The organism is Thioclava nitratireducens, from assembly GCF_001940525.2.
Classification (GTDB): Bacteria; Pseudomonadota; Alphaproteobacteria; order Rhodobacterales; family Rhodobacteraceae; genus Thioclava; species Thioclava nitratireducens.
In genome coordinates this window covers 382566-404562 of sequence record NZ_CP019437.1, presented here as the reverse complement: position 1 = coordinate 404562, position 21997 = coordinate 382566, and the positions used below count along the sequence as shown (strand labels likewise).

Below are 21997 nucleotides of genomic sequence, written 5' to 3'. Positions count from 1 at the left end.
GGCTGAGGCGACGCGCCGGACGTTGCCGTATCGCTTTTGGGCGAGGTCTTGTCGGCGTTCGAGCTGCTCGTCGAGCTCGTCGCAGTCGCCGGCTTCGTGGTCTGCGACTTATTCTCCGAGCCGCTCGCTGTCTCGCTTTTCTTCGGCTCGATCTCCGCCTTTGCGCTGCTCGTAGCCGGAGTCGAAGTCGTCTCAGCCTTCGCAGGTGTAGAGCTGGACTTCGACGCCGCATCCGATTTTGCGGGGGTGTCGGATTTGGTCGCTGGCGCTGAGGTCGGAGTGGAGGTCGACTTGGCGGCCTCATTCGCGGTCTTGGATGTATCCGTTTTGGACGAAGACGTAGAGGTGGAGGACGGCTTCGCCGACGCGCTCGATTTCGCAGCGGTGTCCGTTTTACTGGCGGCAGCCGTGCTCGGCTTATCTTTCGCCTCGGGCGACGCCGCCGCCTTGGTGTCCTTCGACGAGGTTTGAGAAGTGGCGGCGTCGGTTTTGGCCTCGGACTCGGCGGTCGATTTCGCGTCTTCCGGCTTACTCGTCTCGGAAGATTTTCCGGTTGTCCGTTTCGCCATCGTCTAAGCCCTCCGCTGCCGCACCAAATTGCGCGTTCATATCAACTTAGAAGTCCGCCCGCGCCTGCTCAACCCGCCTTTTGCCTTTGCAGCAAGACGGCAAGCGCATCGAGCATCCCTTGCGCGTCAGGATGCCGAGCGACTTCCAGATGGCACAAGCTAGCGCTTTTGAGGCGAGACGCCACTGCCTCGCTCATGGCTGCGACAAAGAGCGGCGGGTGCGGTGCCTGCGGCAGCGCATCAAGGAAGCGGTCCGCCGCATTCGGCGAGAAAATCGGTGCCAAAACAGGGCGCGATGCGCGCAGAACCGCCTTCGCCTCGGCGCTCAACGGACGCGGAAGCTGGCGGTAGAGGATCGTCGATTCAGTCTCTATTCCGGCGGAATTCAGCCGTTCCTCAAGGTCGTAGGCAATCTGCTCCCCTCTCAGGAAGAGCAGTTTTCCGCCGAGTTGCTGCCGGGCGATCAATTCGCTCAGAGCCTCGGCATCGCCCGGCCCGGCGATCGCGTCGAACCCGGCCTCGCGCGCCGCTCGTGCCGTGCGCAGCCCCACACAATAGGCTTGACGGCCTCTTCCCTGCGCCATCCGATGAAACGCGGCCACCGCATGTTGCGATGTGAAGATCGCTGTCTGGAACTCGGGGATCGGCGTGTCCAGCAACTCGATCTCGGTCAGTGGCGAGATTACAGCCGGCCAATCGGCGCCAAACCTGTCGCGAAAGGCCCGAACGAATCCCTCTGCCGCAACAGCGGGTCGCGTAACGAGGAGAATCGGTCTCTCAGACTGGCTGTCCATGCACCGCCCCGGGATTGTGCGAACGCTTCCCCGGTGTTACCTGCGTTGGATAACCCACGCAACAGGCACCCGGATGACCGACACGCTGACCTTTCTCGGGCTTGAATCGAGCTGCGACGATACGGCGGCGGCGATCGTGCGCCTCACGGATGGCAAGCCGGAAATCCTCTCGAGCGTCGTCGCCGGGCAGACCGATCTGCATGCGGCCTTCGGTGGCGTGGTCCCCGAAATCGCCGCGCGCGCCCATGCGGAGAAGCTCGATCTCTGCGTCGAAGAGGCGCTGGAGCAAGCCGGGCTTGGGCTCGGCGCATTGGATGGCATCGCCGTGACGGCGGGTCCGGGGCTGATCGGCGGGGTGATGTCGGGGGTAATGTGCGCCAAGGGGCTCGCAGTTGGGGCAGGTCTGCCTTTGGTTGGCGTCAACCATTTGGCGGGCCATGCGTTAACCCCGCGCCTGACCGACGGGTTGGAGTTTCCCTATCTCATGCTGCTCGTCTCCGGCGGGCACTGCCAGTTCCTGATCGCGAAGGGGCCGGAAGATTTTTCGCGGCTCGGCGGCACGATCGACGACGCGCCAGGCGAGGCCTTCGACAAGGCAGCGAAACTGATGGCACTGCCCCAACCCGGCGGCCCCTCCGTCGAGGCCGAGGCGCGCAAGGGCGATCCCAAGGCTTTCGCCTTCCCGCGGCCCCTTCTGGATCGGCCCGGCTGCGATATGTCCTTCTCCGGGCTGAAGACGGCACTGCTGCGCGCCCGCGATCAGGTGGTCGCGGAGCATGACGGGCTGCCGCGCCAGATCCGCGCCGATCTTTGCGCCGGTTTTCAGCAGGCAATCGCGGATGTTCTCATCGAGAAATCGCGTCGTGCCTTGGCAGAATATCTAAAGCTTTCGCCCACCAATCCCGGTTTCGCGGTCGCAGGTGGCGTCGCGGCAAATCAGGCTATTCGGGCCGGATTAGAGACTGTTTCACAAGAAATGGGCGCCGAATTCGTGGCCCCTCCTTTAAAGCTTTGCACCGATAACGCGGCGATGATCGCGTGGGCCGGGATCGAGCGGTTCCGCAGCGGCGCGCAGGACGGGATGGATCTGGTCGCCCGCCCGCGCTGGCCGCTGGACCGCAGCGCCGCGCCGCTTCTCGGATCGGGAAAGAAGGGGGCGAAGGCATGACGATTTCGGTCTTGGGCGCGGGCGCTTTTGGCACCGCGATGGCGGTGAGCCTCTCTCAAAACGGACCGGTGACCCTCTGGGCGCGCGATGCCGAGCAGGTTCGGACCATGCAGGCAAGCCGGGAGAACTCGCGCCGCCTTCCGGGTGTGAAGCTGCCCGAAGACATCACTGTTTCGGCAGACATCGAGGACGCACTCGCCGCCAAGACGCTGCTTCTCGCGATGCCAATGCAGAAGATGGCCGGGTTTCTCGATGCCCATTCCGAGACGCTCGCGGGCAAAACCCTGGTCTCCTGCTCCAAAGGAATCGACCTCTCCACTGGCCAAGGGCCGACGGCCCTGATCCGCGCCAAGGTGCCCGGCGCCCGCGCCGCCGTGCTGACGGGGCCGAGTTTCGCAGCCGATATCGCGCGCGGTCTGCCGACCGCCCTGACGCTTGCCTGCGCCGATCATTCCGAGGAATTGCAGGCCGAGCTGTCGACGCCGACGCTGCGGCTTTACCGCACGACCGATACGACCGGGGCGGAACTCGGCGGTGCGTTGAAAAACGTCTACGCGATCGCCGCGGGCACCGTGATCGGCGCGGGGCTCGGGGACTCCGCGCGCGCCGCGCTGATGACCCGCGGCTTCGCCGAAATGTTGCGGATCGCGACGGAACTGGGTGCGCGGGCCGAGACGCTGTCGGGTTTGTCGGGCTTCGGCGATCTGGTGTTGACCTGCACCTCGACGCAGTCGCGCAATTTCCGGTTGGGCTGCTCGATCGGGTCCGGCGAAGGCTTCGATCCATCGATCACCGTCGAGGGCGTCGCGACCGCCGGGGCCCTGAACAAGCTGGCGCATAGGCGCGGGCTGGAAATTCCCGTAGCCGCGATGGTTCTTGCGCTTACCGAACGAACAATCAGCGTGGACGAGGCGATGCAGGCCCTGCTCGCCCGCCCCTTGAAGGAGGAATGAGATGTATTTTGCCGTGATCTGCCGCGACAAACCCGGCGCCCTGCAAACCCGGTTGGACAATCGCGAGGCGCATCTCGCCTATATCGAAGAGACCGGCGCGGTCTTCATGGCGGGCCCGTTCATCGAGAATGAACAGATGGTGGGTTCACTCGTGATCCTCGAAGTCGAGAGCCTCAAAGCCGCGCAGGATTGGGCGGCGAACGATCCCTATGCCAAAGCGGGCCTGTTCGAGGATGTGCAGGTCAAGGCGTGGAAAAAGGTGATCGGCTGATGCGGTACTGGCTGTTCAAATCGGAACCCAACAAGTTTTCCTGGGACGATCTGGTCGCCAAGGGCGATGCGGGCGAGGAATGGGACGGCATCCGCAACTATCTCGCGCGCAACAACATGCGCGAGATGAAGATCGGCGATCGCGGCCTGTTCTATCATTCGAATATCGGCAAGGAGGTCGTCGGCATCTGCGAAGTCGTCGCCGAGAGCCATCCGGATTCGACGACCGACGATCCGCGCTGGGATTGCGTGGATCTCAAGGCGGTGCGGCCGTTCACCAAGCCTGTCACGCTGGCCGATGTGAAAGGCGAGCCGCGCCTGTCGGAGATGTCGCTCGTCACCTCGATGCGGTTGTCAGTTCAGCCCGTCACCGAAGAAGAATGGAAGATCGTCTGCGACATGGGCGAGACCGATCCGAACTGAGCAGGAAAAACTGGAGGGTTCCGGCACCTCGGCCAGAACCCTCCGTCACCCCGCGCGCACCCCTGCGCACCACGTGAAACCAAATCTCGGGTCTGGCCGTCCTAGCCTCTCTGATCTCCGTATATCCAAAGAAATGCTCGTGCAAATGGCATCTGCGGACAATACTCTTAAAATTCATAGCGTTAATGCAAAATTCACGCGGGAATCGGGCAGTTGCCAAGGGACGCCACCGCGCTAATCTAAGCCCATGCAACCGGTCATTCTCGTCGCACATGGATCCCCGTCAGAGCCTGAAACTCAGGAAAAGGCCCTGCTGTCCTTGGCCGAAAAGGTTGCAGCACAAAGCTCCGGGCGCTCGATAGACGCGGCGACGCTCGCGAATCCGGGGGCTTTGGAGGCCGCTTTGGCGCGGCACGAAAACCCTTTGATTTATCCCTATTTCATGGCCCAGGGATGGTTCACAAAGACCGAACTTCCGCGACGGCTGGCGGCTGCGGGATCTGATGCGCGCCAGCTCGATCCGTTCGGCGTCGATCCGGCGCTGCCAGATCTGCTGACCAAGGTCATTTTCGAGGCGCGTGAATCAGAAAATGTCCCGACCGACTCGCCGGTGATTCTCGTGGCGCACGGGTCGAAAATCTCGCGGAAATCGCGCAATTCGGTTTACGACATGGCGGAAACTCTGGTCCGGAATCCGCTCATGCCGGAGATTCATGTAGCCCTGATCGAGGAGCCGCCCTACCTTGAAGACGTGGCCCGCGCACACCCGGATGGCGTGTGTTTGCCGTTCTTCGCGCTGCGGGCAGGACATGTGACAGGCGATATTCCTCAGGCGTTGCAGGCGGCTAGCTACCGGGGGAGCCTTTTGCCCGAAATCGGGGCGCATCGTGAGGTTCCCGTCCTGATTGCACAGGCGATTTCGCGAGGCTGATCACGATCCTTCACGGACTCGTAGATTGTCACATAGCTGTTACATAATGTTTGCATAAGCGTCACCGAAGACGCCTAGGACCGCGCTGAGGCCACACGACGGCCCAAATTTCAGAACACTGGGAGTGATCTATGAAATCGTTCAACCTCGCCGCTTCCGCGATCGCGATCGTCGCCGTTTCGGGCACCGCCGCCATCGCGCGTGACAACATCCAGGTCGCCGGTTCCTCGACCGTGCTGCCCTACGCCTCCATCGTCGCCGAAGCTTTCGGCGAAAACTTCGATTACCCGACCCCGGTCGTGGAATCGGGCGGCTCCTCGGCTGGCCTGAAGCGCTTCTGCGAAGGCGTTGGCGAAAACACGATCGACGTCGCGAACGCTTCGCGCAAGATCAAGGACAAGGAAGTCGCGACCTGCGCCGACAACGGCGTCACCGACATCATGGAAGTCCGCATCGGCTATGACGGCATCGTCTTCGCGTCGCAAAAAGACGGCCCGGCCTTCAACGCGTTCACGCCCTCGGACATCTTCAACGCGCTCGGCGCGAAGGTCCTGAAGGACGGCAAGATCGTCGACAACGGCTACGCCAAGTGGAACGAGTTCAACTCGGACCTGCCGGATGCCGACATCGTCGCTTTCATCCCGGGCACCAAGCACGGCACCCGTGAAGTCTTCGAAGAGAAGGTTCTGGAAGCTGGCTGCGAAGCCACCGGCGCCAAAGAAGCCTTCATGGCTTCGGGCATGGACGACAAGGCTGCCAGCAAGGCCTGCATGGAAGTCCGCACCGACGGCAAGGCTGTCGATATCGACGGCGACTACACCGAGACCCTCGCCCGCATCGGTTCGAACCCGAACGGCATCGGCGTCTTCGGTCTGGCGTTCTACGAGAACAACACCGACAAGCTGAAAGTTGCGACCATGTCGGGCGTCGAGCCTTCGACCGAGACCATCGCGTCGGGCGACTACCCGGTGTCGCGTCCGCTCTACTTCTACGTCAAGAAAGCGCATATCGGCGTGATCCCCGGCCTGAAGGAATACGCTGAGTTCTTCGTCTCCGACGACATGGCTGGCCCCGACGGCCCGCTCGCTCAATACGGCCTCGTCGCCGACCCGGAACTGGCGAAGACCCAGGAAGCCGTGGCGAACGAAGTGACCATGGGTTCGGGCTCGTAATCGAGACCGCTATCTTCAGGGGGCGGCATATTTCGCCGCCCCCTTTTTCCTTTTTGGTAATTTCCAACTGGTGGGGCTGAAATGCCTGTTTTGTGGATCGTTGTGATCGTGGTCGTGCTGGCGGGGGTCGGCTTCGTGATGGGTCGAATGCGCGCGCTGCATTCGGCGGGCGAAGACCGACGTTCCCTGCACAGTTTGCCGAATTATTACGGCTTCAACGTCGCGATGTTCACCGCGGTCCCGGCGCTTCTTCTCCTTGTGGTCTGGATGGTGGCACAGCCGCTGATCGTGAATGCTCGCGTCTCAGCCGAGATTCCGGGAACGTTGCTGGAAGGCTCGAACATGAGCCTCGTGATGTCGGATGTCCGGCGCGTCGCCGACGGGCTCGATATCGCGATTTCGGAAGGCGCGCTGAGCGCACGACAAGCCGCGAATCTTGATCTTCAGACCACGGACCTGCGCGACGTTCTCGGCTCGGTCGGTGTCGCGCTCGGCTCCAATGTCGATCCGGCGACGCTGAAGGCGGCACAGACCTATCGCGATATGACCTCGACCGGTGATCTGGCGATGACGATCTTCGTCCTTCTCGCCGCAGCCGCGGGTTTCGCCGTCACCTATATACGCACGAACAAGGATTTTCGTGCCCGCAACACGGTGGAACACGGGGTACGCGTTCTTCTGATCGCCGCCGCCTCAATCGCGATCCTGACCACGATCGGTATCGTCCTCTCGCTTGTCTTCAATACGATCGAGTTCTTCCGCCTCTATCCCATCACCGATTTCTTCTTCGGCACCACCTGGTCGCCGAGCTTCGGCGGCGGGTCGGAGCTGGGTATCCTGCCGCTTCTCTGGGGCACGCTCTACATCTCGCTCGTGGCGCTTCTCGTGGCGGTTCCGATCGGGTTGTTCGCGGCCGTCTACCTGTCGGAATACGCGACGAAATCGGTGCGTAGCGTCGTGAAACCGCTGCTCGAAGTGCTCGCCGGGATCCCCACCATCGTGTACGGCCTTTTCGCCCTGCTGACCGTCGGGCCTTTCCTGCTGTCGATCTTCGGCCCCTCGGGTCCGACCGCTACGATGGCAGATGGCGGCTGGATGCATGCGGGCACGGCGGTGATGACCGCGGGTCTGGTGATGGGCATCATGCTGATCCCCTTCGTCTCCTCGCTGTCCGACGACATCATCAACGCGGTGCCGCAATCGCTGCGCGACGGCTCCTACGGCCTCGGCGCGACGAAATCCGAGACGATCAAGCAGGTAATCCTGCCCGCCGCCCTGCCCGGCATCGTCGGCGCGGTGCTCCTCGCGACCTCGCGCGCCATTGGCGAGACGATGATCGTCGTTCTGGGTGCAGGCGCCGCCGCGCGCCTCAGCATGAACCCGTTCGACGCGATGACCACCGTCACCGCCAAGATCGTCTCGCAGCTCACCGGCGATGCCGATTTCGCTTCCCCCGAGGCGCTGGTCGCCTTCGCGCTCGGCATGACGCTGTTCGTCCTGACGCTGGGGCTCAATATCTTCGCGCTCTACATCGTGCGCAAATACCGGGAGCAATACGAATGAGTGATGCGACCCAACACGGCGCAAGCCAGCCCGCGACACGTTCGCTGCATCATGTCGATGCCCGCACGAAGCGCCGCAACGCCTCCGAGAAGCGTTTCAAAGCGCTCGGCATCGGTGCGATCGGGATTGGTCTCGCCTTCCTCGTGATCCTGCTGGTGACGATCGTCTCCAACGGTGCAACCGCATTCCAGCAGACCTTCATTCAGGTGCCGGTCTACCTAGACGCCGCGAAGCTCGACAAGAAGGGCAACCGCGACCCGGCGGATCTTAAGAAGGCGACGACCTTCACCTACAAACCGCTGATCGAGAAAGGGCTTCTCGACGCGGTGGAGAAATCCGGCGCGACAACCGATCTCGCCAAGGCGAAGGACATGAAGAACCTGATCTCGGCCTCTGCCGCGAGCCAGGTGCGCGATACGGTCCTCGCAGACCCATCGCTGATCGGCCAGACGGTGAATTTCGAGATACTCGCATCCTCGCGGGTCGACAGCTACCTCAAGGGCCGGGTGCATCGCGACGAGATCGCCAAGGACAAGAACATCACCGTGGCGCAGCTCGACCTCGTCGATCAGCTTCGCAGGGCGGGCATCATCCACAAGAGCTTCAATTGGGATTTCATCTTCGGCGCCGACGCTTCGGACAGCCGCGCCGAGCAGGCCGGAATCGGGATCTCGATGCTGGGCTCGTTCTACATGATGCTCGTGGTGCTCGTTCTGGCCCTGCCGATCGGTGTCGCCGCCTCGATCTATCTCGAAGAATTCGCACCGAAGAACCGCTTCACTGACCTGATCGAGGTGAACATCTCGAACCTCGCCGCAGTGCCGTCGATCGTCTTCGGTATCCTCGGCCTCGCGGTGTTCATCCAGTTCGCACATCTGCCGCAATCGGCCCCGCTCGTCGGTGGCCTCGTGCTGACGCTGATGACCTTGCCGACGATCATCATCTCGACCCGCGCCGCGCTGAAAGCCGTACCGCCGTCGATCCGCGACGCGGCGCTCGGCATCGGCGCGTCTAAGATGCAATCGGTATTCCACCACGTTCTGCCGCTGGCGATGCCCGGCATCCTGACCGGCACGATCATCGGTCTGGCGCAAGCCTTGGGCGAGACCGCGCCGCTCCTGCTGATCGGGATGGTCGGCTATATCGCAACGAACTCGCCGGACGGGTTCTGGGACGGCTTCGTCTCTCCCAACTCCGCCATGCCTGCGCAGATCTACGAATGGGCCAAGCGCGCCGACCCGGCATTTTACGAACGCGCCTGGGGAGGTATCATCATTCTACTGATCTTCCTTTTGGGCATGAACATCATCGCCATCATCCTTCGCCGCAAGTTCGAGCGCCGTTGGTAAGGGAGTGCGAGACATGGAAGACATGAGCCTGACGGAGAGAGCCGTGACCACTGACGACATCAAGATCACCGCACGCAACGTGCAGGTCTACTACGGCGACACCCACGCGATCAAAGACGTCAATGTCGACATCCTCGACAAGACTGTCACCGCCTTCATCGGCCCATCTGGCTGCGGGAAATCGACCTTCCTGCGATGCCTGAACCGCATGAACGACACGATCGACGTCGCCCGCGTCGAGGGAGAAATCCTGCTCGATGGCGAGGACATCTACGACAAGCGCGTCGATCCGGTGCAGCTGCGCGCCAAGGTCGGCATGGTGTTCCAGAAACCGAACCCCTTCCCGAAATCGATCTACGACAACGTGGCCTACGGCCCGAAAATCCACGGCCTGACCAAAAACAAGGCCGAGCTGGATCAGGTGGTCGAGGATTCGCTGCGCAAGGCCGCGCTGTGGAACGAAGTGAAGGATCGCCTCCACGCTCCCGGGACCGGGCTTTCCGGCGGCCAGCAACAGCGCCTGTGCATCGCGCGCGCCGTCGCGACCTCGCCGGAAGTGCTGCTGATGGACGAGCCCTGCTCGGCGCTCGACCCGATCGCGACCGCGCAGGTCGAGGAACTGATCGACGAACTTCGGGCGAATTTCTCGGTGGTGATCGTGACGCACTCGATGCAGCAGGCCGCGCGCGTCAGCCAGAGAACCGCGTTCTTCCACCTCGGGAATCTCGTCGAATACGACGATACGGACAAGATATTCACCAACCCGTCCGACAGCCGGACGGAAAGCTACATTACCGGCCGGATCGGCTGAGGAGGCAAATAATCATGAGCGAGCATATCCTTTCCGCCTTCGACCGCGACCTTGAAGCCGTGCAGGCCCTGGTCGTGAAGATGGGCGGCCTCGTCGAGGAACAGATCCTCGAAAGCGCCCGCGCCCTCGAAGTGCGCGACCTCGAACTGGCCGAGCAAATCCGCGCCCGCGACCGTGCGGTCGACGAACTGGAAGAGAAGATCAACGAAGAAGCCGCGCGCCTGATCGCCCTGCGCGCACCCGCCGCGCGCGACCTGCGCATGGCGCTCTCGGTCATCAAGATCTCGGCGAGCCTCGAGCGCGTCGGCGATTACGCGAAAAACATCGCCAAGCGCACGCAGGTTCTGTCCGACGGCCCGCAGATTACCGGCACCGCCACCGCGATCCGCCGCATGGCGGGCACCACGGAAGCGATGCTGAAGGACGCGCTCGACGCCTATATCCAGCGAGACGCGAAACTGGCCGCCGATGTGCGCGAGCGCGACCTCGAAGTCGACCAGATGTACAACGCGCTGTTCCGCGAATTCCTGACCTACATGATGGAAGACCCGCGCAACATCACGCCCTGCATGCACCTGCATTTCATCGCGAAGAATATCGAGCGGATGGGCGACCACGCGACGACGATCGCCGAACAGGTGATCTATCTCGTGACCGGCGAAATGCCGGAGGATGCGCGTCCGAAAAGTTCCAGCGTGGCCTGACCGGAGACCCTGAAAAATGTCGCCAGCCCAACAGCCCTGCGTCCTCGTGGTCGAAGACGAAAACGCCCAGCGCGAAGTTCTCAGCTACAACCTCGAAGCCGAAGGGTTTCGCGTCGTGATGGCGGAGAACGGCGACGAGGGCCTGCTGTTCGTGAAGGAAGAAAAGCCCGATCTGATCGTGCTCGACTGGATGCTGCCCAACGTTTCCGGCATCGAGATCTGCCGCCGCGTGAAGGCCAATTCCGACACGCGCAACATCCCGATCATCATGCTCTCGGCGCGCTCGGAAGAGGTGGACCGGGTGCGGGGTCTGGAAACCGGCGCAGACGACTACGTCGTGAAACCCTACTCAGTGGTCGAGCTCATGGCGCGGGTGCGCACGCAACTGCGCCGCACCCGCCCCGCCACGATGGGTGAACGGCTGAGCTTCGAGGACATCATCCTCGACGCCGAGGAACACCGCGTCTTCCGTAACGGCCAGCCGCTGAAACTCGGGCCGACAGAGTTCCGGCTGCTGTCCACGATGATGGAAAAACCGGGCCGCGTCTGGACCCGCGACCAGTTGCTCGACCGGGTCTGGGGACGCGACATCTATGTCGACACCCGGACCATCGACGTCCATGTCGGGCGGCTCCGCAAGGCACTAATGGCGAATGGTGGAGATGATCCGGTGCGCACGGTGCGCGGCACAGGTTACGCGCTCGGATAAAGCGACAAAGGCGCGCGGATCACCGCGCGCCTTTTTCAAATCATTCCTTCAGGCAGAGCTTGCACGCGGTGAGCGCCGCCATGTTCAGGATATCGTTCACCGTCGCGCTCGTGGAACAGAGCTGCACGGCATGGCTCGTCCCGGTCAAGATCGGTCCGATCACGGTCGCGCCCGCCATTTCCTGCATCAGCTTAACCGAGATAGACGCCGAATGCCGCGCGGGCACGACGAGGATATTGGCTGGGCCGGTTAGACGGCAGAACGGATAGTTCTTCATCTGCTCCATATTGAGCGCCACATCGACGGTCATCTCGCCATCGTATTCGAAATCCACGCCGCGCTGGTCGAGGATTTTCGGTGCGACATGCATCTTCGTGGCGCGCTCCGAAACCGGGTAGCCGAAGGTCGAAAAGGAGCAGAACGCCACGCGGGGTTCGAGCCCGAGCCCGCGCGCCACATGCGCCCCCGCCGTCGCGATATCCGCCAGATCGTGCTCGTCGGGCCATTCATGCACCAGTGTATCGCCGATCAGCACGACGCGGCCTTTGTTCAGCACGGCGGTGATCCCGACCGCGCCATCCGAAGGCCGCGCGTCGATCACCTTGTTGATCAGTTCCAGCACATGCGCCGATTTGCGCGTCGCCCCGGTCACCATCCCGTCGCCATGGCCATGGACCAGCATCAGCGCCGCGAAGACATGCCGGTCACGCGTCGCCATTTTATGCGCGTCCTGCCGGTCGATGCCCTGCCGCTGCAGGCGTTTGTAGAGGAAATCCTTGTAGGTCTCAGTATGCTTGGAATTGGCCGCATTCACTACGCGCAGCTCGCGATAGGCATCGCCCAGACCTGCCGCTTCCAGCTTTTCCTTCACGTCCTGCTCGCGGCCCACGACCAGCGCCTCGCCCATGCCGGAGCGCTGATAGGCCACGGCAGCGCGCAGCACCCGCTCGTCATCGCCCTCGGCAAAGATCATCTTCGCCTGCGCCTGACGCGCGCGGCTGTGGATGCCCTGCAGGATCGAGGCGGTCGGGTCCATCCGCGCCTTCAGGCTTTGGGCATAGCCTTCCATGTCGATGATCGGACGGCGCGCCACGCCAGTATCCATCCCGGCTTTCGCGACCGCCGGCGGGATCACGTGGATCAGCCGCGGATCGAAGGGCGTCGGAATGATGTAATCGCGCCCGAAGCTCAGCTTGCGCCCATAGGCCATCGCGACCTCGTCGGGCACGTCTTCGCGCGCCAGCTCCGCCAGGGCGTTCGCGCAGGCGATCTTCATCTCATCATTGATCGCACGGGCGTGAATGTCGAGTGCGCCACGGAACAGGTACGGAAAGCCGAGGACGTTGTTCACCTGGTTCGGATAGTCCGACCGCCCCGTCGCCACGATCGCATCGGGACGCACCGATTGCGCCTCTTCCGGGGTAATTTCCGGGTCCGGGTTCGCCATCGCGAAGATAACCGGGTTGTCGGCCATCGACTGAACCATCTCGGGCGTCACAGCCCCCTTGGCCGACACGCCGAGGAACACGTCGGCATCCTTCATCGCCTCTTCCAGCGTGCGGGCATCGGTCACCGCCGCATGGGCCGATTTCCACTGGTTCATGCCCTCGGTGCGGCCCTGATAGATCACGCCCTTGGTGTCGCACATGATGCAGTTGTCGTGCTTCGCGCCCATCGCCTTCACGAGTTCCAGACAGGCGATGCCCGCAGCCCCCGCGCCGTTCAGCACGATCTTGCAGTCCTCGATCTTCTTGCCCGACAGCTCCAGCGCGTTAATCAGACCCGCCGCACAGATCACCGCCGTGCCGTGCTGATCGTCGTGAAACACCGGGATGTCCATCAACTCCTTGAGCCGCTGCTCGATGATGAAACATTCCGGTGCCTTGATATCCTCGAGGTTGATCCCACCGAAGGTCGGCCCCATCAGCTTCACTGCGTTGATGATCTCGTCGGCATCCTCGGTATCGAGCTCGATATCGATCGCGTTCACATCGGCGAAGCGCTTGAAGAGAACCGCCTTGCCCTCCATCACCGGTTTCGAGGCGAGCGCCCCGAGATTGCCAAGCCCCAGAATGGCCGAGCCGTTCGAGATCACCGCGACCATGTTCCCCTTCACGGTGTAGTCGTAGGCGAGCTCGGGGTTATCCGCGATCGCCTCCACCGGCACGGCAACGCCGGGGCTGTAGGCCAGCGACAGATCGCGCTGCGACGTCATGGGCTTCGACGCCGTGATGTCGTATTTCCCCGGATGCGGGTCGAGGTGATAGGCCAACGCCTCTTCGGGCGTGATACGGTTCTTGCTGGGCATTGGGCCGGTGCTCCTCCTGCAGGTCCGAACCGGTTTAACGTCCCGTGATCCGTCACTCAACGGAATTGCGCCCGAATCCGGGGTTTTGTAGGGTCGCGCGACCAGCAAATGGGGGGCACATGGCCAAGCCGACCGTCACACCGATGATGGAACAGTATCTGGGGATCAAGGAGGCCAATCCGGGCGCGCTCCTGTTCTATCGGATGGGTGATTTCTACGAGATGTTCTTTCAGGACGCGGTCGATGCCGCAGCCGCGCTCGACATCGCGCTTACCAAGCGTGGTCAGCACATGGGCGAGGATATCGCGATGTGCGGCGTCCCCGTGCACGCGGCCGAGGGCTATTTGCTGACGCTGATCCGCAAAGGCTTCCGCGTGGCGATCGCCGAGCAGATGGAAGACCCTGCCGAAGCTAAGAAGCGCGGGTCCAAATCCGTCGTGAAACGCGATGTGGTGCGGCTGGTCACGCCCGGCACGCTCACCGAGGAAAGCTTGCTGGAGGCGCGCCGCCACAACTTCCTCGCTGCTTGGGCCGAGGTGCGCGACGAAGCCGCGATTGCGTGGGTCGATATCTCTACCGGCGAGTTCCGCGTGACGCCCTGCCCGCTGTCGCGGCTAGGCCCCGAGCTTGCCCGGCTTGCGCCTCGTGAAGTGCTGGTCAGTGAAGCGAAAGAGGCCGATTGCGCCGAAATAGTCTCTGATATGCGAGCCGCAATGACGCCCTTGTCGCGGGCGAGCTTCGACAGTCAGGCGGCCGAGACGCGGCTTCTGTCGCTCTATTCCATCGGCTCGCTCGATGCGTTCGGCAGTTTCACCCGCGCCGAGATGGCCGCGATGGGGGCGATTGTCGATTACCTCGAGATCACGCAGAAAGGGAAACTGCCCCTCCTGCGCCGTCCCGTGCATGAAGACAGCGGCGCAGCGATGCAGATCGACGCCGCGACGCGCCGCAATCTGGAATTGACGCAGGCACTTTCGGGCGGGCGCGACGGCTCGCTCCTGAATGCCATCGACCGCACCGTTACGGCAGGCGGCGCGCGGCTTCTGGAACGCCGGATCTCCGCCCCGTCCCGGAGTCTGACCGAAATCCACGCGCGGCACGATTCCGTGCGTTTTCTGCTGGAACAGGGTCGATTTTCTGAAGATATCCGCGCCGATCTGAAGCGCTGCCCCGATATGGATCGAGCGCTTTCGCGCCTCGCCCTCGACCGCGGCGGCCCGCGCGACATGGCCGCGATCCGCAACGGGTTGGCGCAGGCCGAGCGGATCGCCGAAGCGGTGTCCGCCGTCGAGGCCCCGCCGCTGCTCGCCGCTGCCACCAAGGCACTGATGGGCCATGACGACCTCACCGCCCTTCTGGATGCGGCGCTCATCGCGGAGCCCCCGCTTCTTGCGCGCGACGGCGGCTTCATCGCGGCAGGCTACGACGAAGATCTCGATCAGACGCGCCAGCTGCGCGACGAGGGCCGTGGCGTGATCGCGAAAATGCAGGCGGAATATATCGAGGCCACGGGGATCAATTCGCTCAAGATCAAGCACAACAACGTGCTGGGCTACTTCATCGAAACCACCGCCACCCATGCCGAGAAGATGCTCGCCCCGCCGTTGTCGGAGCGCTTCATCCACCGTCAGACCACTGCGAACCAGGTGCGCTTCACGACGGTCGAACTGAGCGAGATCGAGACCCGCATTCTGAACGCCGGAAACCATGCGCTGGAGATCGAAAAAAGGCTCTATTCCGGCCTAAGACAAGCAATTCTCGACCGCGCGGGTCCGATCAACGAGGCCTCGCGCGCACTTGCCGAAATCGACCTCGCCAGCGCTTTCGCGACGCTCGCGCGCAACGAAGACTGGGCAGAACCCACAGTCGATGACAGCCACGCTTTCGAGATTGAAGGCGGGCGGCATCCGGTCGTCGAAGCCTCGCTCAAGAAATCCGGCGAGCCGTTCATCGCGAATGACTGCGAACTGACCGAAGGCGCGACCCCCGCGATCTGGCTGCTCACCGGTCCGAACATGGCCGGTAAATCGACCTTCCTGCGCCAGAACGCCCTGATCGCGCTTCTCGCACAGGCAGGCAGCTTCGTTCCGGCGAAATCCGCCCATATCGGTCTTGTGTCACAACTCTTCAGCCGCGTCGGCGCGGCGGACGATCTGGCGCGGGGCCGGTCGACCTTCATGGTCGAGATGGTGGAAACCGCCGCGATCCTCAATCAGGCCGATGACCGCGCTCTGGTGATCCTCGACGAAATCGGCCGCGGAACGGCAACCTATGACGGGCTCTCGATCGCCTGGGCGGTCATGGAGCATCTGCACGCGTCCAACCGCTGTCGAGCCCTCTTCGCGACCCATTACCACGAGATGACCGCGCTGTCGGCCAAGCTCGACGGCGTCGAAAATGCGACTGTCGCGGTGAAGGAATGGGAAGGCGAAGTGATCTTCTTGCACGAGGTTCGCAAAGGCGCCGCCGACCGCTCCTATGGCGTTCAGGTCGCACGGCTCGCCGGGCTTCCGCATTCCGTCGTGGAACGCGCGCGGATCGTCCTTGATGCGCTGGAGAAGGGCGAACGCGAAGGCGGTGGCAAGAAACAGGCGGTGATCGACGATCTGCCGCTATTTTCAGTGTCTAACACACCGCAACCCGCCGCCCCGCCAACCGGTCCGTCTCCGCTGGAGGAACGCCTGAAATCGCTCATTCCGGACGACATGACACCGAAAGACGCGCTCGACGCCCTCTACGAGCTTCGCGCGCTTCTCACGGAGTAGTCTTCCTCTTCTTGATGGAAATATCCCAGGGGTCTGGGGGCAGTGCCCCCAGCCTTACCGATCAGGATTTCGGAGTGGAGCTGACGCCCACTTTCGCCGGCCGCAGAAGCCGGTCGTGGATCATGAAGCCGTTCTCCATGACCTGGATGATGTCGCCGGCCTTGGTGCCGGGCGCGGGCGCTTCGAACATCGCTTCATGCATCTGCGGGTCGAACTTCTCGCCGACTTCAGGCGCAACGGTGGTGATGCCGTGACGAGCAAACACGTTGAGCAATTCGCGCTGGGTCAGTTCGACCCCTTCGAGGAACGGCCCGGCCTGCGAACGCACGTCCTCATTCGCGGCCTCGAGCGCACGCGACAGCGCGTCGAACACCGGCAGCATGTCGCGCGCAAGACGCGTCCCGCCGTAATTCGAGGCTTCCTGACGCTCTTTGTCGGCCCGTTTGCGTGCGTTCTCGGCATCTGCCAGCGCACGCATGAAACGGTCGCGATAATCGTCGCGCTCCGCACGCAACGCCTCGAGCTCGTCGGCTTCATAAGACATCACGTCTTCAAAACTCTCGTCGATATGCGCCTGATCCTCGGCAATCTCGTCTTTTTTCTCGCTCATGCCATTCATCCTTTGCCCTGGCCGGAGATCATCCGCCCGACCAGTTGCGCTGTGTAGTCCACGATCGGCACGATGCGCCCGTAGTTGAGCCGGGTCGGCCCAATCACGCCCACCGCACCAATGATCTTTCGGTCAGCGTTCATATATGGAGAGACAACCAAAGAGGAACCCGAAAGAGAGAAAAGTTTGTTCTCTGAGCCAATAAAAATACGCACACCTTCGCCATCCTCGGCCAGATCGAGGAATTCGGCGATGTCGCGCTTCCGCTCGAGATCGTCGAATAGCGAGCGGATGCGGTCGAGATCGTCTTCAGAGCCCAAGAGGTTGGCGCGACCACGCACGATCAGCCGTTCGTAGCGCTCGCCCTTGTTCTCCCAAGCGGCCAGACCGCTGTCGATCAGTTCAGTCGCGAGCGAATCGATTTCGTTACGGTGATTTGCAATCTGGCGGGCGATGTGGCCCCGCAGCTCGGACAGGGTTCTTCCCTCCGCCATCGCGTTGAGGAAATTGGCGGCCTCCCGCATCGACGAAGGCGTCTGTCCCAGCGGCGGCGTGAAGACGCGGTTCTCTACCTGCCCGTCCGCGAAGACGAGCACCACCAGTGCACGGTCGGGCGCCAACGAAACGAATTCGATATGGCGGATCGGGGCCTCGTGTTTGGGCGTGAGAACGAGGCTCGCGCCCTGCGTCATTCCCGAAAGCGCGCTCGACACTCGGTCCAACAAAGACCCTACATCGCCTGAATTCGCGCCCATCGTTGCATCGAGCGCCGCGCGGTCCTCGTCCCCGAGGTGGCTCACTTCCATCACCCCGTCGACGAACAACCGCAGACCCATCTGGGTCGGAACGCGCCCCGCAGAGACATGCGGGCTGTCCAGAAGCCCGAGATATTCGAGGTCCTGCATAACGTTGCGGATCGTCGCCGCCGAGACCTTCTCGTTCATCTCTCGGGTCAGACTGCGCGAGCCCACGGGACCGCCAGTCGTCAGATAGCCTTCGACCACCCGGCGAAACACTTCGCGGGAGCGGTCGTTCAGTTCGGAGAGAATATCGTTCTGGTCACTCATCGCGCTTCATCCAAGCTGACTTAAAGCCGCGCGAAGCCGAAGGTCAATCTCGGCTCGGGGGTTGCATCGCTGCGCATGGGCGATCAAATGGGGTGAATTCAGTAGAAAGGACCCCACGATGCGCCCTTCCGGCAGAGAGTTAAGCGAACTTCGCCCGATTTCAATCGAGACCGGGGTTACGAAACACGCAGAAGGGTCATGCCTCATCAAAATGGGCGACACCCATGTGCTGTGCACCGCCACCATCGAGGATCGCGCCCCGTCGTTCCTGAAAGGCTCCGGCCTTGGCTGGGTGACCGCAGAATACGGTATGCTGCCGCGCGCGACCAACACGCGTAACCGTCGCGAGGCCGCGGCGGGCAAGCAAGGCGGAAGAACCGTTGAAATTCAACGACTTATCGGACGCGCTCTACGCGCTGGCGTAGATCGTTCGGCGCTTGGCGAGCGTCAGATCGTAGTCGATTGCGATGTGATCCAGGCCGATGGCGGCACGCGTTGCGCCTCGATCACCGGCGGTTGGGTCGCGCTGCGTCTCGCAGCGAACAAGTTGATGAAATCGGGCGCCTGCACCTCGGATCCGCTGCTCGACCATGTCGCAGCCTTGTCCTGCGGCATTTATGCGGGCCAGCCGGTGGCCGATCTCGACTATGCCGAGGATAGCGAAGCGGGCACCGACGGGAATTTCATCATGACCGGGCGTGGCAAGCTCATCGAAGTGCAGATGTCGGCCGAAGGCGCGACCTTCTCGCGCGAGCAGATGGATCGGCTTCTCGATCTGGCTGAGGAAGGCGCGGCGAAGCTCGTCGAAGCGCAGAAAGCGGCGATCGGATGAGGAGCTTCACCGAGAAGAAGCTGCTGGTCGCGACCCATAACGCTGGGAAGCTCGAGGAGATCAAAGCTATCCTCGCGCCTTTCGGCGTCGAGGTGGTCGGCGCGAAGGAAATGAACCTACCCGAGCCGGAAGAGACCGAGAGCACCTTCGTCGGCAATGCCCGGATCAAGGCGCACGCCGCTTCCAAGGCGACGGGCCTGCCCGCCTTGGCTGACGATTCCGGGATTGAAGTGGACTGTCTCGACGGGGCGCCGGGCGTTTATACCGCCGATTGGGCGACGACCCCGAACGGTCGCGATTTCACCATGGCGATGGAGAAGACGTGGAAGGCTTGCGACGATATCGAGGCCCCCTCGCCACGGACTGCGCGGTTCCGCTCGACCCTGGTTCTCGCCTGGCCCGACGGGCATGACGAAGTGTTCGAAGGCCGCGCCGAGGGTCAACTGGTCTGGCCGATGCGCGGCGCGCTTGGCCATGGCTACGACCCGATGTTCCAGCCCGAGGGCTACGATCTCACCTTCGCGGAGATGGACCCCGCGCAGAAGAACGAGATTTCGCACCGTGCGGACGCTTTCCGCAAATTCGTTACGGTATTCGAGGCGAAATGACCGAGGATTGGCGGCACGGGGGGTTCGGCCTCTACCTTCACTGGCCGTTCTGTGCCGCCAAATGCCCTTATTGCGACTTCAATTCGCATGTCGCGACCTCCATCGACCAAAAACGATGGCTGTCTGCTTATCTCAGCGAACTCGACCGCTATGCCGCTCAGACCGAAGGCCGGGTTTTGAACACGGTTTTCTTCGGCGGCGGCACTCCATCGCTAATGGATCCCGAGATCGTCGCCGCGATCATCGAACGCATTCGCAGAAACTGGCAAACCAGAAACGATTTCGAGATTACCCTCGAAGCAAACCCCACAAGTGTCGAATCCGGGCGGTTTAGAGCCTTTTCCAAGGCTGGCGTGAACCGCGTCTCGATGGGGATGCAGGCGCTGAATGACGAAGATCTGCGTCGTTTGGGCCGGATGCACTCGGTCGCAGAAGGCCAGAAAGCCTTCGACATTGCGCGCAAGCAATTCGACCGTGTGAGCTTCGATCTGATCTACGCGCGCCAGCACCAGTCGATCGAAGATTGGAAGTCAGAGCTGGACGAGGCGCTGCGAATGGCAGTCGACCACCTCTCCCTCTATCAGCTGACCATTGAACCCGGCACCGTGTTCGGTGCGCGGCACGATGCAGGCAAGCTCCGCGGCATTCCGGAGGACGATATCTCCGCCGAAATGTATTTCGCGACGCAGGAAATCTGCGAGAAGCACGGCCTCCCCGCCTATGAAATCTCGAACCACGCGCGCCCCGGCGCCGAGAGCCGCCACAACCTGATTTACTGGCGTTATGGGGACTATATCGGCATCGGTCCCGGCGCGCATGGGCGCCTGACCGAAAATGGTGTCCGTCACGCCACCGATACGCTCAAACAACCCGGCGCCTGGCTTGCGCAGGTGGAAAAAACCGGTGCCGGAGAGAATGAACGCGCCGCCCTGCCCCGCGAAGAGCAGGCAATCGAGTATCTTCTATTCGCGCTACGCCTCTCCGAAGGGCTCGAGATGGAACGGTTCAACACGATCTCGCGTTCACCGCTCGACGAGGCGACGATGCGCCATCTTGAGGATATCGGCATGATCGAGAGAGAGAACGGATTTCTGCGCGCGACGGATCAAGGCCGCCCGGTCCTGAACGCCATCATTCGCGACCTGATCCCCTGATGCGCATCGTCTGGCTCACGCTTGGCATCGTCTCGACCGCCATCGGTATCATCGGGCTGTTTCTGCCGCTTGTCCCTACCGTTCCCCTGATGCTTCTAGCGACGTTCTGCTTCGCGCGGTCCTCCGATCGCCTGCACAACTGGATCATCACCCATCCGCGTTTCGGGCCACAGGTCATCGACTGGCAGGAACGGCGTGCTATCGCGAAACGCGCAAAAATCGCGGCAACAGTGTCTGTTTTCGCGGCTTTTGGCCTGTCGTTAGCCTTCCGGTTGCCAGTCGGCATCCTAGCGATTCAGGGGATTACGCTGCTCGGCGTTCTGATTTTCATCTGGACCCGCCCGAATAGCTGATTAGCCGTTGCTGAGCATTTGGCAAAGACGGTCGAGCTCCTCCAGATCACCGTAGGAAATCGTGATCTTACCGCTTCCGTTGCTCGTGTGATCGATCGCGACCTTCATCCCGATCGTCGCGGAAAGATCGCCTTCGAGCGCGCGCGTATCGGCATCCTTCTGGGGCTTCGGACGCGCCTTGCGCTCTTCCCCACCCTGCTGCTTTTTAGCGAGCTTTTCGACATCGCGCACCGACAGCGTCTTTGCCACGGCTTGCCGGGCCAGACCGACCGGATCCTCAGCGGTAATCATCGCCCGCGCATGACCAGCGGAGAGCTTCCCCTCACGCAGGTAGCCCTGCACTTCTTCGGGAAGTTGCAGCAGACGCATCAGGTTGGCGATATGACTACGGCTTTTCGACAGCGCCTCGGCCAGCTTTTCTTGTGTGTGGCCGAAGCGGCTCATCAATTGCTTGTAGGCCAGTGCTTCTTCCAACGCGTTGAGGTCGGCGCGCTGAATATTCTCGATAATCGCGACTTCAAGAACTTCCGTGTCGTTGAACTCGCGAATGATGACCGGAAGCTGGTGCAGCTTGGCCATCTGCGACGCGCGCCACCGGCGTTCACCGGCCACGATCTCATAATGATCCGGCTTCGTCGGGTGTTTGCGCACGATAAGCGGCTGAATCACGCCTTTTTCGCGGATCGACGCCGCCAGTTCTTCCAGGGCGGCGGGCTCGAAATCGCGACGCGGCTGGTCCGGGTTCGGCTCGATCTTCTCGACCGGCACATATTGCTCCGGCCGGCGCGGCGATGCCGTCGTCTCAGCCGGGTTCAGATCGACATCCGCCATCAAAGCCGACAAACCGCGTCCCAATCCACGCTTTTCGCGTTCTTTCGCCATGC

The 21997-nt window shown here is 62.3% G+C and carries 22 protein-coding genes; 17 read left to right on the top strand and 5 right to left on the bottom strand.

Annotated elements, in window-relative coordinates; all coding sequences use genetic code 11:
* The first annotated feature begins 48 nt into the window (after window positions 1-48).
* On the top strand, window positions 49-471 hold the full coding sequence (locus BMG03_RS02085; protein ID WP_157771536.1) for a hypothetical protein: 423 nt from the start codon (window positions 49-51) through the stop codon (window positions 469-471).
* A 166-nt stretch (window positions 472-637) separates the two neighbouring features.
* On the opposite strand, the gene BMG03_RS02080 is transcribed toward BMG03_RS02085, so the two are convergent.
* Window positions 638-1363: a uroporphyrinogen-III synthase gene (locus tag BMG03_RS02080; RefSeq protein WP_075776708.1), complete on the bottom strand. Its 726-nt coding sequence runs from the start codon at window positions 1361-1363 to the stop codon at window positions 638-640.
* A 73-nt stretch (window positions 1364-1436) separates the two neighbouring features.
* Here BMG03_RS02080 and tsaD point away from each other — a divergent pair, with 73 nt between their 5' ends.
* The 11 genes from tsaD to phoB all read left to right on the top strand — a co-directional run bounded on the left by tsaD (window position 1437) and on the right by phoB (window position 11416).
* Complete coding sequence (tsaD, locus tag BMG03_RS02075; RefSeq protein WP_075776709.1) at window positions 1437-2531, top strand: tRNA (adenosine(37)-N6)-threonylcarbamoyltransferase complex transferase subunit TsaD; 1095 nt, start codon at window positions 1437-1439, stop codon at window positions 2529-2531.
* Window positions 2528-3484, top strand: a complete 957-nt coding sequence (locus BMG03_RS02070) for an NAD(P)H-dependent glycerol-3-phosphate dehydrogenase (RefSeq protein WP_075776710.1) — start codon at window positions 2528-2530, stop codon at window positions 3482-3484. Before tsaD ends, BMG03_RS02070 begins: the two co-directional genes overlap by 4 nt.
* Before the next feature lies 1 nt (window position 3485).
* Window positions 3486-3755 (top strand): YciI family protein, encoded by a 270-nt coding sequence (locus BMG03_RS02065; RefSeq protein ID WP_075776711.1) that lies wholly within the window; start codon window positions 3486-3488, stop codon window positions 3753-3755.
* Window positions 3755-4177: an EVE domain-containing protein gene (locus BMG03_RS02060; RefSeq protein ID WP_075776712.1), complete on the top strand. Its 423-nt coding sequence runs from the start codon at window positions 3755-3757 to the stop codon at window positions 4175-4177. The genes BMG03_RS02065 and BMG03_RS02060 overlap by 1 nt, the downstream gene beginning before the upstream one ends.
* Before the next feature lie 319 nt (window positions 4178-4496).
* The gene (locus BMG03_RS02055; protein WP_157771535.1) at window positions 4497-5108 is read left to right on the top strand and encodes a CbiX/SirB N-terminal domain-containing protein; all 612 of its coding nucleotides are present in this window, start codon (window positions 4497-4499) and stop codon (window positions 5106-5108) included.
* Window positions 5109-5239: 131 nt separating this feature from the next.
* Complete coding sequence (locus BMG03_RS02050; protein WP_075776714.1) at window positions 5240-6280, top strand: PstS family phosphate ABC transporter substrate-binding protein; 1041 nt, start codon at window positions 5240-5242, stop codon at window positions 6278-6280.
* 81 nt (window positions 6281-6361) lie between these two features.
* The gene (gene pstC, locus BMG03_RS02045; protein ID WP_075776715.1) at window positions 6362-7843 is read left to right on the top strand and encodes a phosphate ABC transporter permease subunit PstC; all 1482 of its coding nucleotides are present in this window, start codon (window positions 6362-6364) and stop codon (window positions 7841-7843) included.
* Entirely contained in the window at window positions 7840-9192 is a 1353-nt protein-coding gene (gene pstA / locus BMG03_RS02040) for a phosphate ABC transporter permease PstA (protein WP_075776716.1), read from the top strand. The genes pstC and pstA overlap by 4 nt, the downstream gene beginning before the upstream one ends.
* A 13-nt stretch (window positions 9193-9205) precedes the next feature.
* Window positions 9206-10003 carry a phosphate ABC transporter ATP-binding protein PstB gene (pstB, locus tag BMG03_RS02035; RefSeq protein ID WP_075776717.1) on the top strand — a complete coding sequence of 266 codons (798 nt, stop codon included), beginning with the start codon at window positions 9206-9208 and terminating at the stop codon, window positions 10001-10003.
* A 14-nt stretch (window positions 10004-10017) separates the two neighbouring features.
* Complete coding sequence (gene phoU, locus BMG03_RS02030) at window positions 10018-10707, top strand: phosphate signaling complex protein PhoU (protein ID WP_199224649.1); 690 nt, start codon at window positions 10018-10020, stop codon at window positions 10705-10707.
* Between the two features lie 16 nt (window positions 10708-10723).
* Window positions 10724-11416, top strand: coding sequence for a phosphate regulon transcriptional regulator PhoB (gene phoB, locus BMG03_RS02025; RefSeq protein ID WP_075776718.1), 693 nt, complete (start codon window positions 10724-10726; stop codon window positions 11414-11416).
* 40 nt (window positions 11417-11456) lie between these two features.
* On the opposite strand, the gene BMG03_RS02020 is transcribed toward phoB, so the two are convergent.
* Complete coding sequence (locus tag BMG03_RS02020; RefSeq protein ID WP_075776719.1) at window positions 11457-13724, bottom strand: NADP-dependent malic enzyme; 2268 nt, start codon at window positions 13722-13724, stop codon at window positions 11457-11459.
* A gap of 119 nt (window positions 13725-13843) precedes the next feature.
* Here BMG03_RS02020 and mutS point away from each other — a divergent pair, with 119 nt between their 5' ends.
* Entirely contained in the window at window positions 13844-16489 is a 2646-nt protein-coding gene (gene mutS, locus BMG03_RS02015; RefSeq protein WP_075776720.1) for a DNA mismatch repair protein MutS, read from the top strand.
* 61 nt (window positions 16490-16550) lie between these two features.
* Here the strand turns inward: mutS and BMG03_RS02010 are convergent, their stop codons facing one another.
* Entirely contained in the window at window positions 16551-17099 is a 549-nt protein-coding gene (locus BMG03_RS02010) for a nucleotide exchange factor GrpE (RefSeq protein ID WP_075776721.1), read from the bottom strand.
* A gap of 5 nt (window positions 17100-17104) precedes the next feature.
* Entirely contained in the window at window positions 17105-18166 is a 1062-nt protein-coding gene (gene hrcA / locus BMG03_RS02005) for a heat-inducible transcriptional repressor HrcA (RefSeq protein WP_075776722.1), read from the bottom strand.
* Between the two features lie 118 nt (window positions 18167-18284).
* Between hrcA and rph the strand changes: the two genes are divergently transcribed.
* Genes rph through BMG03_RS01985 form a run of 4 tightly spaced genes read left to right on the top strand, consistent with a single transcriptional unit; the run spans window position 18285 to window position 21113 of the window.
* Window positions 18285-18998 (top strand): ribonuclease PH, encoded by a 714-nt coding sequence (gene rph / locus BMG03_RS02000; protein ID WP_075776723.1) that lies wholly within the window; start codon window positions 18285-18287, stop codon window positions 18996-18998.
* A complete protein-coding gene (rdgB, locus tag BMG03_RS01995; RefSeq protein WP_075776724.1) occupies window positions 18995-19606 on the top strand; it encodes an RdgB/HAM1 family non-canonical purine NTP pyrophosphatase in 612 nt (203 codons plus the stop codon). The genes rph and rdgB overlap by 4 nt, the downstream gene beginning before the upstream one ends.
* On the top strand, window positions 19603-20760 hold the full coding sequence (hemW, locus tag BMG03_RS01990) for a radical SAM family heme chaperone HemW (protein WP_075776725.1): 1158 nt from the start codon (window positions 19603-19605) through the stop codon (window positions 20758-20760). Before rdgB ends, hemW begins: the two co-directional genes overlap by 4 nt.
* Window positions 20760-21113, top strand: coding sequence for a YbaN family protein (locus BMG03_RS01985; protein ID WP_075776726.1), 354 nt, complete (start codon window positions 20760-20762; stop codon window positions 21111-21113). Before hemW ends, BMG03_RS01985 begins: the two co-directional genes overlap by 1 nt.
* On the opposite strand, the gene BMG03_RS01980 is transcribed toward BMG03_RS01985, so the two are convergent.
* The gene (locus tag BMG03_RS01980; RefSeq protein WP_075776727.1) at window positions 21114-21995 is read right to left on the bottom strand and encodes a ParB/RepB/Spo0J family partition protein; all 882 of its coding nucleotides are present in this window, start codon (window positions 21993-21995) and stop codon (window positions 21114-21116) included.
* Between the last annotated feature and the right edge of the window lie 2 nt (window positions 21996-21997).

Excerpts from the sequence above, each read along its gene's own strand:
- BMG03_RS02080 (WP_075776708.1), bottom strand. The coding sequence starts at position 1,363 with ATGGACAGCCAGTCTGAGAGACCGATTCTCCTCGTTACGCGACCCGCT.
- tsaD (WP_075776709.1), top strand. The coding sequence starts at position 1,437 with ATGACCGACACGCTGACCTTTCTCGGGCTTGAATCGAGCTGCGACGAT.
- BMG03_RS02070 (WP_075776710.1), top strand. The coding sequence starts at position 2,528 with ATGACGATTTCGGTCTTGGGCGCGGGCGCTTTTGGCACCGCGATGGCG.
- BMG03_RS02065 (WP_075776711.1), top strand. The coding sequence starts at position 3,486 with ATGTATTTTGCCGTGATCTGCCGCGACAAACCCGGCGCCCTGCAAACC.
- BMG03_RS02060 (WP_075776712.1), top strand. The coding sequence starts at position 3,755 with ATGCGGTACTGGCTGTTCAAATCGGAACCCAACAAGTTTTCCTGGGAC.
- BMG03_RS02050 (WP_075776714.1), top strand. The coding sequence starts at position 5,240 with ATGAAATCGTTCAACCTCGCCGCTTCCGCGATCGCGATCGTCGCCGTT.
- pstC (WP_075776715.1), top strand. The coding sequence starts at position 6,362 with ATGCCTGTTTTGTGGATCGTTGTGATCGTGGTCGTGCTGGCGGGGGTC.
- pstA (WP_075776716.1), top strand. The coding sequence starts at position 7,840 with ATGAGTGATGCGACCCAACACGGCGCAAGCCAGCCCGCGACACGTTCG.
- pstB (WP_075776717.1), top strand. The coding sequence starts at position 9,206 with ATGGAAGACATGAGCCTGACGGAGAGAGCCGTGACCACTGACGACATC.
- phoU (WP_199224649.1), top strand. The coding sequence starts at position 10,018 with ATGAGCGAGCATATCCTTTCCGCCTTCGACCGCGACCTTGAAGCCGTG.
- phoB (WP_075776718.1), top strand. The coding sequence starts at position 10,724 with ATGTCGCCAGCCCAACAGCCCTGCGTCCTCGTGGTCGAAGACGAAAAC.
- BMG03_RS02020 (WP_075776719.1), bottom strand. The coding sequence starts at position 13,724 with ATGCCCAGCAAGAACCGTATCACGCCCGAAGAGGCGTTGGCCTATCAC.
- mutS (WP_075776720.1), top strand. The coding sequence starts at position 13,844 with ATGGCCAAGCCGACCGTCACACCGATGATGGAACAGTATCTGGGGATC.
- BMG03_RS02010 (WP_075776721.1), bottom strand. The coding sequence starts at position 17,099 with ATGAGCGAGAAAAAAGACGAGATTGCCGAGGATCAGGCGCATATCGAC.
- hrcA (WP_075776722.1), bottom strand. The coding sequence starts at position 18,166 with ATGAGTGACCAGAACGATATTCTCTCCGAACTGAACGACCGCTCCCGC.
- rph (WP_075776723.1), top strand. The coding sequence starts at position 18,285 with ATGCGCCCTTCCGGCAGAGAGTTAAGCGAACTTCGCCCGATTTCAATC.
- rdgB (WP_075776724.1), top strand. The coding sequence starts at position 18,995 with ATGAGGAGCTTCACCGAGAAGAAGCTGCTGGTCGCGACCCATAACGCT.
- hemW (WP_075776725.1), top strand. The coding sequence starts at position 19,603 with ATGACCGAGGATTGGCGGCACGGGGGGTTCGGCCTCTACCTTCACTGG.
- BMG03_RS01985 (WP_075776726.1), top strand. The coding sequence starts at position 20,760 with ATGCGCATCGTCTGGCTCACGCTTGGCATCGTCTCGACCGCCATCGGT.
- BMG03_RS01980 (WP_075776727.1), bottom strand. The coding sequence starts at position 21,995 with ATGGCGAAAGAACGCGAAAAGCGTGGATTGGGACGCGGTTTGTCGGCT.